Source organism: Porphyromonas endodontalis, assembly GCF_052173515.1.
Taxonomy (GTDB): Bacteria; Bacteroidota; Bacteroidia; order Bacteroidales; family Porphyromonadaceae; genus Porphyromonas; species Porphyromonas endodontalis_A.
Genome location: NZ_JBQMYL010000005.1, coordinates 142,213 through 151,424, shown reverse-complemented (window position 1 = coordinate 151,424; position 9,212 = coordinate 142,213). Strand labels below are relative to the sequence as shown.

Genomic DNA, 9,212 nt, shown 5'->3' with positions numbered 1-9,212 from the left:
CTTTTCTTTGGCAGAAGTTCTCTCGGCACATCCCTTATTTGCCCCCCTATGTAGCCCTCGGGGTGATGGGTTTTTTGTGTTTTGCTCCGATGATTGGGATTGTTTGGGCGGACGAGGAGGTGCGATCAAGTGGCTATAGTCTTGCCATTATACTTATCCTCTCTGCCCTTTTGGTGGGAATGTTGGCGTCTGTCGGGGGACGAAAATATGCCCCGTGGCTGGGAGCGGTATGCCAATTATTTTTCCCGGCAGAGCTGGCTTCTCTCATTCTTGCCGGCTCTCCCGTCTCGTTTGGTTTGATACAAGCCACCTTCCAGACCAACGCCGGAGAGGCGAGCGAATTGGGGGGGATGTATCTTTTGATAGGAGCCATTGTGCTCGCCGTTTGGGGTATTTATCTATGGGCATGGCTCTCTTGGCGTAGGGGGAATAAGCCGATTTCCAAATGGGTTCGAGTGGGAATTGCAGGGGCTTTTGTGCTCTATTCTGTTGGGCTTTTTGCCAGAGGGATTCCCTTTTCTTCCTCCGACGAGCCGGCCTTGGAGCGGATCGATTCTGCCGCCTCTTCTACGTTTGCAAAGTACGTCAAGGTATTTCCCTACGATATATTCTACAGCACAGCTTCTTATTTACGCGTGCGGAGGCAGGAGCTTTTCTATTCTTCTCGCATTGGGGAGGGGAACTTGGAGGTTACAACCACGCCTGCCTATGGCACGGATCGCCCCATCGTGATATTTGTAATAGGGGAGACCGGCAACGCCTCGCACTGGCAACTAATGGGCTACGAGCGAGAAACGAATCCTCTTCTTTCGAAGAGAACGCGGATTATTCTTTTTGAAGATGTGGCGTCGGGAGCCGACCTGACCTCTCTCTCTATACCCATGCTGATTAGCCGCTCTACCCCCGAAGACTTTATGCGTTGGCAGCATGAGGGTTCGCTTATGCACCTCTTTCACAGGGCTGGTTTCTCCACTGCTTGGATTGGGAATCAGGCATCCGACTTCTCGGTGGTGCAGGCAGGGCTGGAGCAAACGGACTATCATTACTACTCGGGTAAGGAGGTTAATAGCCTCTCTTCGTACGATGAGATTTTACTTCCGCGCCTAGAGAGTTATCTGCGCTCCATTGTTCGGGATAATAGAGCTGCCTTTGCTGTTGTGCATACTTTGGGCAGCCACTTCCGCTATGATGCGCGTTGTCCGGAAGAGTTCGACGTCTACCAGCCCACGACTCGTGGGTTACGTTCGGTGGAGGCTCTCAATAGTATGTACCATGAAGAGCGGATCAATAGTTACGATAATACTGTTCGCTATACCGACTATATTTTGGACGAAATGATAACCAAAATAGACTCTCTGTCTCGCCCTGCCGTACTCGTGTACATTCCCGACCATGGCGAAGGGTTGGGAGAGATCAACCCACAGCACAAGCTGCACGGCTCGGAGTTCCCCCTAAAGGATGAGCTAGAAGTTCCACTTTTCGTCTCCTATAATGAGGCTTACGCTAAGCGCAACAGACAACTCCTTGCAACCCTTACAAAGAATCGCCAATTGCCGATAAGTGCAACAGAAGTACCGGCCTTGCTGGTGCGTTTGTCGGGCGTGGTGTCACCCCAATTCCCTATTTCGGTAGGCGATAGCACCTTCCGGCCTCAGCCTCGCTACTATTTAAGCCCTAGCTTGCAGGTACGCTCGGCAGACGAAGTGCTTAGGCGATAAAAGGGAAAGCCCCCGCATTTTTCTCCCCTTCTGGATATGATTGTGCCCTCTCTCCCTCGAGGATGGGAGCCTTGCCATGCATCCTAAATTATAACGAAGGCCCTCCTCCGATAGTTTCGGGGGGAGGGCTTTTTCGTTTACTGCCTGGTTTCGGATTTTTTTTTCTGGCTGATTTGTAAAACTTTTTCAGCTGATTTGAGACTCCCTTTCCGGCTGATTTCTTTTTTTATTTCAGGCAAACACTTTCGCATTTTTCAAGCTATTAGCTTTTGCTCATAGCTTGAAAATACTTAACTTCGTAAACGGACAAGCCGTAACTGGATTGAATGTCTAATAAAGTTTTCCTGTAAAGCAAATCAGGACGATTTTTTGGAAAGCGTAAGGCTTTTCAGGAAGCACTAAGAGGGTATAGGCAAGCTTGGTAATAATAAGCCAAAGAGTGTGAAGTAAAATCAGGCAGGATTAAGCGGGGTGCGCTACAAAAGCATAGGTATTGCAATGTGGCCGCAAAGCTGTGGCTTGCCAACCCAATAAGAATAAAATAACAAATAGAATGAAACCAATAAAACTGGAAACAACATCGGTAGACAGCACACAGCTCAACCTTGAGGCGCTCTACCAAATCGCACCCTCGTGCTTTACTGAAGAAAAAGACGAAAAGACGGGGTTAGTTAGGCAAGTCGTGAATTTCAAAACGCTACGCCAACTACTTGGCGACAACGCTGTGGATAAGGAAGAGGAGATGTACCAGTTCACATGGCCGGGCAAACAAGCTGCCCGCCGTGAGGCGGCTGTGCCTATTACCGACACTTTGCGCCCCGTGCCCGAAGACTCTGTAGATTGGGACACTACTCAAAACCTCTATATCGAGGGTGATAACCTGCGTGTGCTCAAACTCTTGCAGCGTGGCTATATGGGCAAAGTGAAGATGATATACATAGACCCGCCCTACAACACGGGCAACGACTTCGTCTATCACGACGACTTTGCACACTCTGCCGCCGAGGAAGAATTGGCTGCCGGCAATGTGGACGAAGAGGGCTACCGCTACCGCAAGAACCTCGGCAGCAACGGGCGCTTCCACTCCGACTGGTGCTCGATGATGTACAGCCGCCTTCTCGTGGCTCGTTCGTTGCTTACAGAAGATGGTGTGATATTCATTTCGATTGATGACAACGAAGTCCATAATCTGCGAAAAGTGTGTGATGAGGTGTTTGGTGAGAGAAACTTTGCAGGAACAATTACTAGAAAGCAAAGTTCAGGTTCTAAAAATGATAGCGGTGCAGATAGGGTTATAAGTACAGTTGATTATCTTCTTGTTTATACACAAGATAATTTCCTATTCAATAGCTATAAGGTAAAGAGTGCAAAAAAATATCCATATAAGGATGAAGATGGCTCTTTCAGCATTCGTGTATTAGAAATGCAAGGAGGAGGGGATACGTTACCGCAACGCCCCAAAATGGGATATTCGATTTATTATAAGAAAGAGACTAATGATTGTAAGTTACTTTTTGATTATGATTTGAACAGACCGTTTGAACAAATCTATGACCCTGAAAATCCTGAGTTATTAGCTCAGGGATATAAATGTTATCGCCCAAGAAAGCGTGGGGATATGGCGTTGGGGATATGGCGTTGGGGAGATGGTACATTTGTGGAGCGATTCAACAATAATCAAGTTTATTTTGATGAAGACAGAGTTTATCTTAAGGAAAGACAATCTGACTTTGTCGAGAAATATCCTGAGGCATTGTTAGATCAATTTTTAAATTCTCAAGGGACAGAGAACCTAAAAGACTTAGAAATTGGAAGATACTTCAATTTTCCAAAGCCAGTGGAGCTAATATCCTTTTTGGGTAAAGTTGCGGCTGACAAGAACTCCCTCATCCTCGACTTCTTCTCGGGCTCAGCTACCACTGCCCATGCCGTGATGCAGCTGAATGCAGAAGATGGCGGTAAGCGTAAGTACATCTGTGTGCAGCTTGCCGAAGAAACTCCCGAAGACAGCGAAGCTCGAAAGGCGGGTTATGCCACTATCCCTGAGATAGCCAAGGAACGTATCCGCCGTGCGGGAAAGAAAATCAAAGAAGATTCTCCACTAACCACACAAGACCTCGATACGGGTTTCCGTGTGTTTCGCCTTGCCGACAGCAACTACGAGAATGTGGAGAAACAGCCCGGTGAATACGACCAACAGATACTCGACCTCTTTGCCGATAATATTAAGGCTGACCGCAATGACCTCGATCTGCTCTTCGGGGCTATGCTCTCGTGGGGCGTGCAGCTCTCGCTGCCTATGCAGACCGAAGATGTGGGCGGTTGCAAGGTATACTCTGTAGACGGCAACGGACTCGTGGCCTGCTTTGCCGAGAACATCACCGAGAACGTGGTCAAAACAATGGCCGGCAAACAACCCTTGCGTGTACTCTTTCGTGATAGTTGCTTCGCTGAGGACAAGACGAAAATCAATATCTTCGAACTCTTCAAGCAACAACTCGACTGGGACGAAAGTGAGGCGATGCAGAATATCAGGGTGATTTGATAGGCTATGGACGAAAGCAACAAGATATTGATATATACAGGTCAAGATGGTTTGACCAAGATAGATGTGAAGCTTGAAGATGAAACATTGTGGCTTACTCAAGCACAGATGTGCGAATTGTATCAAACGAGCAAGTCGAACGTGAGCGAGCATATTAAGCACATCTTCGAGGAGGGGGAACTTCAGGAAGAGGCAGTTGTTCGGAAATTCCGAACAACTGCTGCCGATGGTAAATCGTACTTGACAACCTTCTACAATCTCGATATGATTATTGCCTTAGGCTATCGTGTGCGTAGCATCACTGCCACTCGCTTTCGTCAATGGGCGACCTTGCGTCTGAAGGAGTACATCACCAAAGGCTTTACGCTCGATGATGACCGTCTGAAGAAATTGGGCGGTGGAGGCTATTGGAAGGAACTATTGGAACGCATTCGTGACATTCGTGCCTCCGAGAAAGTACTATATCGGCAAGTGTTGGAGATTTATGCCACTAGTATCGACTATGACCCACGTGCGTCGGTATCACAGAAATTCTTCCAAAAGGTGCAAAACAAAATCCATTATGCCATCCACGGGCATACGGCTGCCGAACTCATCGTGGAACGTGCTGATGCAGAAAAGGATTTTATGGGGTTGCTTACATTCAAAGGAACTCAACCAACCTTGGCCGAAGCGCGCATGGCGAAAAACTATCTCAACGAGAAAGAACTCCGCGCCATGGGTCAGTTGGTGTCAGGGTATCTCGACTTTGCAGAACGTCAGGCAGAACGAGAGCAACCCATGACCATGAACGATTGGGCCAACTATCTGGATAGAATACTCACCACGATAGGTGAACAACTCTTACAGGATGCCGGAAGCGTATCGCATGATGAAGCCATGGAGCATGTCACAAATGAGTATCGCCGCTATAAGCAACGCACCATCAGCGACGCAGAGCGAGATTATCTCAATGTGATTAAACACTTGGGGGATATCAATAAAAAGGATAGTCAGCATGAAGATTAAATATAAACATCAAGGATTCCAGGTGGAGGCTACCCGCAATGTGGTGCGTGCCTTCCAAGGACAGCCCTATCACGATAGTATTGATTATATCATGGATGCGAGCAAGGGGCAATCCAGTCTGCCATTTACCGATAAAGGGTTTGGTAACGCCCCACTTAAGGTCGGCCGCAGCGACATCAAAGAGAATGTGTGTGCCATTCAGATAGAACAAGGTCTGAAGCCGATTGACCACCTAGAGGGCGAGGGGGGCATATACCTCACCATTGAGATGGAAACGGGTACGGGCAAGACCTATACCTATATCAAGACCATGTACGAGCTGAACAAGCACTATGGTTGGAGCAAGTTTATCATTGTAGTGCCGAGTGTGGCTATTCGCGAAGGTGTATACAAGAGTTTTGAGACTATGCAAGACCACTTTGCCCATGAATATGGCAAACGTATGCAATACTTCATCTACAACTCCAAACAACTCACTAAGATAGACAACTTTGCCAGCGACAACAACCTGCACGCCATGATTATCAACACGCAGGCTTTCAACTCGTCGCTCAATGAAGAGAAAAACCAAGAGGGACACAGTGGTGATGCTGCTGCACGCATTATCTTCTCAAAGCGTGATGAGTTTGGTAGCCGTCGTCCGATTGACATCTTATCAAAGACCAATCCCGTGATGATTATCGATGAACCGCAGAGTGTGCTCGGTGCCAATGCCGGCAATGCAACCCGAAAAGGAATCCGGCTTTTCAATCCACTTGCCATGCTGCTCTATTCGGCAACACATCGCGAAGTGATGAATATGATCTATCGCCTGGATGCCATTGACGCCTACAATAAAAAGCTGGTCAAGAAGATTGAGGTAAAGGGTATCCGCCAAGTGGGAAGCACCGCTACCAATGGTTTTCTCTATCTTGACGAGGTTGTGGTGAGTAGGGGTAGGAATCCACAAGCGCGTATTACCTACGACATCATTGGCAGTACAGGTAATGTGCGCCAAACAACCAAACTTGTAAATGAAGGTTTCGATCTATACGAGCAGAGCGGAAAGTTGGCGGAGTATCGCGACCACTACGTGGTGGAGCGTATAGACGGACGTACCGGCAGTGTGAGACTTCTCAACGGCATATTGCTTTATGAGGGAGATTCGCAGGGCAAGGCTACCGAGGATGTGATGCGTAGAATACAGATTCGCGAGACGATCAAGACACATTTGGAACGTGAACGGCAACTTTTCCCAAAAGGGATCAAGGTGTTGAGCTTGTTCTTCATCGACCATGTGGAAAATTATCGTACCTACGACGACGGCGCACAGGGCAAAGGTAAGTTTGCCGAGATGTTTGAGGAAGAATACCAGAGAATGTTGCAAGAGTTGCAGGCCACCTTTACCGATGAGGCTTACACACGCTATCTGTCACGCTTCTCGGCAGAGCAGGTTCATAATGGCTACTTTTCAAAAGATAAGAAAGGCAAGTTTATCGACTCGAAGATAAAACGTGGCGAGGCGAGCAGCAGCGACGAGAGTGCTTATGACCTGATTATGAAAGATAAGGAACGGTTGTTGAGCTTCGACGAGCCTACACGTTTTATATTTTCTCACTCAGCCTTGCGCGAAGGATGGGATAATCCCAATGTATTCCAAATTTGTACATTGAAGAACAGTGCCAACGAGACCAATAAGCGGCAGGAGGTGGGACGTGGTATGCGCCTTTGTGTGAACAAGGATGGAGAGCGACAAGATGCCGATGTTCTGGGGAACAGCGTGTTTGACACCAATGTGCTGACCGTGATAGCCAGCGAGAGCTATGAACAGTTCTCCAGGCAGTTGCAACACGAGATTGCCGAGGTAGTTAGCGACCGCCCGGTTGTGATTACCCCAGCACTTTTTGAGAACAGGGTGTTTGAGACAGCAGAAGGGGCGAAGCTAAAAATAACTACTGACGATGCGCGCAAGATTTACAATCAACTCATCAAGCGTGACTATGTGGATGACGATGGCAAGCTGACAGACACCTACTTTGAGGGAAAACAAGACGAAACACTTAACTTCGGGGACCAGTTTGATGGTATCAAAGAGGGTATTGCCCAAACCTTGGATAACGTATTCAATCCGAAGGCAATCAAAATAGACGATGCACGCAAACCCAAAGAAGCCAAATTCCAAGAAGAGCAGTTCAAGAAGAAACAGTTCCAGGAGCTGTGGAAGCGTATCAATGTCAAGACCTATTATAAGGTGGACTTTGAGACCTTAGACCTTAGACGTAAGGCGATAGAAGCTATCGACAAGCACCTCAGCGTAACAGAAATTCGTATGGTGGTGGAAGAAGGACGCATGGACGCAATACGCGACAAAGAATCGTTGGAAGCAGGGACAGCGATGGTACAGGAGAAAGTTCACACTTACAATGTGTGTGAAACAGTAGGTTCGGGTGTGGCATACGACTTGATTGGAAGACTGGTAGCCGACACTGGGCTGACCCGTAAAACTATCGTGGCAATTCTGAAAGGCATTAAGCCTGCAACATTTCACCAGTTTAAGATGAATCCCGAGGAGTTTATTCGTAAGACGGCCAACATTATCAACGATGAAAAGGCGATTGCGGTAGTACAAAAGATATGCTATGAGCGCACCAACAATACTTATGACGTGGACATCTTTACCGAAGATACTCTGCGTGGCAAGATTGGCATCAATGCTATTGAGAGTACCAAATCGCTCTACGACCTTGTGGTGGTAGATAGTGAGGGCGTGGAAAAACGCTTTGCCGAGGCTTTGGAGACCCACGACGAAGTCGCTGTCTATACCAAGCTGCCACGTGGATTTTATATCAACACGCCAATGGGACACCACAACCCCGACTGGGCAATTGCCTTCAACGAAGGCACTGTGAAGCACATCTACTTCATTGCCGAGACCAAGGGTAACGAGTGGCAACGCTCGCAACTCCGTGGGGCAGAAGATGTCAAACTTGAATGTGCCGCTCGCCACTTCGAGGCTATTAGCCAAGGAGGTAATGTGGTGTATGGCGTGGTAAAGGATTATAAGACATTGTACGATAAGGTAATGAAATAAAGCGGGATGAAATGACAGAGTCGGAGACGTCTTTTTCGTTGGGAGAGGTGCTGGGGTTGAGGGAGCTATCTCTTCGTGCAGCGGAAGGTGGCAACGGTGCAGGGTGCCTTGACCTCTACCTCGGAGCCATAGAGTGCGGCGAGTCGCTCGTGAAACTCCGTAGGGGTGAAGTAGGGCGGCATAAAGAAGCCCTTCTTCTCTAGTATGTTGCGGGCAAACCAATCTGCTACTGGGCGCATCCCTTTTACATATAGGCATCCAAAGAAAATCCCTCCGGGCTTCAGCACACGATACATTTCGCTAAGGGCGCGCTCCTTATCGGGGAAGACATGGATTCCATTCATGGATAGTACGGCATCGAAGGAGGCATCCTCAAAGGGGAGGGCACCTACATCGCCTTGTACTAACTCTAGATTGTGGGGTATTTTTCCGTTGTAGCGAGCGCGAGTTATCTCCAGCATCTGAGGGGAGTAGTCGAGTCCGACGATCTGGGCTTGCTTCAGTAGACTATACTTTTGGTGGGTGAATACGGCAGTGCCTATGGGTACGTCGAGAAGTTTTCCCGAGAAGACGTCGGGGAGTGTAGCGAGTACTTCGCGTGCTATTTGGTTGTCGTCTGTGTGCCAAATACCATGCATATAGAGCCACGACCACCAGCGTCGCCCCGTAAGGACATCATCGTATCGATTCATCAGCTTGGCATAGGCGTTCTTTTGATTGCTCATGGCTTTTCTTCCATTTATTTCTACCGCAATAGTACTTGATTTCCCACAATGCTGCAATACCCAAATCTCGTTAGGGGAGCGTTTTTGTATATTAGTTCTCTTTATGTAGCGATAGATTTTGTCTATACGAGGAGGGGGGAGTTAGA

General features: G+C 48.0%; 5 protein-coding genes. 4 read left to right on the top strand and 1 reads right to left on the bottom strand.

What is annotated here, in order from left to right:
- The 4 genes from ACTTHR_RS04035 to ACTTHR_RS04020 all read left to right on the top strand — a co-directional run.
- The coding region (locus ACTTHR_RS04035) for a phosphoethanolamine transferase (protein ID WP_442605276.1) at positions 1-1,718 on the top strand (1,718 nt) is incomplete at its 5' end.
- 553 nt (positions 1,719-2,271) lie between these two features.
- Complete coding sequence (locus ACTTHR_RS04030; RefSeq protein ID WP_442605275.1) at positions 2,272-4,263, top strand: site-specific DNA-methyltransferase; 1,992 nt, start codon at positions 2,272-2,274, stop codon at positions 4,261-4,263.
- Between the two features lie 6 nt (positions 4,264-4,269).
- On the top strand, positions 4,270-5,271 hold the full coding sequence (locus ACTTHR_RS04025) for a virulence RhuM family protein (RefSeq protein ID WP_442605274.1): 1,002 nt from the start codon (positions 4,270-4,272) through the stop codon (positions 5,269-5,271).
- Positions 5,261-8,341 (top strand): type III restriction-modification system endonuclease, encoded by a 3,081-nt coding sequence (locus tag ACTTHR_RS04020; RefSeq protein ID WP_442605273.1) that lies wholly within the window; start codon positions 5,261-5,263, stop codon positions 8,339-8,341. The genes ACTTHR_RS04025 and ACTTHR_RS04020 overlap by 11 nt, the downstream gene beginning before the upstream one ends.
- Positions 8,342-8,406: 65 nt before the next feature.
- Here ACTTHR_RS04020 and ACTTHR_RS04015 read toward each other — a convergent pair whose 3' ends face one another.
- On the bottom strand, positions 8,407-9,066 hold the full coding sequence (locus ACTTHR_RS04015; RefSeq protein WP_442605272.1) for a class I SAM-dependent methyltransferase: 660 nt from the start codon (positions 9,064-9,066) through the stop codon (positions 8,407-8,409).
- Positions 9,067-9,212: the final 146 nt, after the last annotated feature.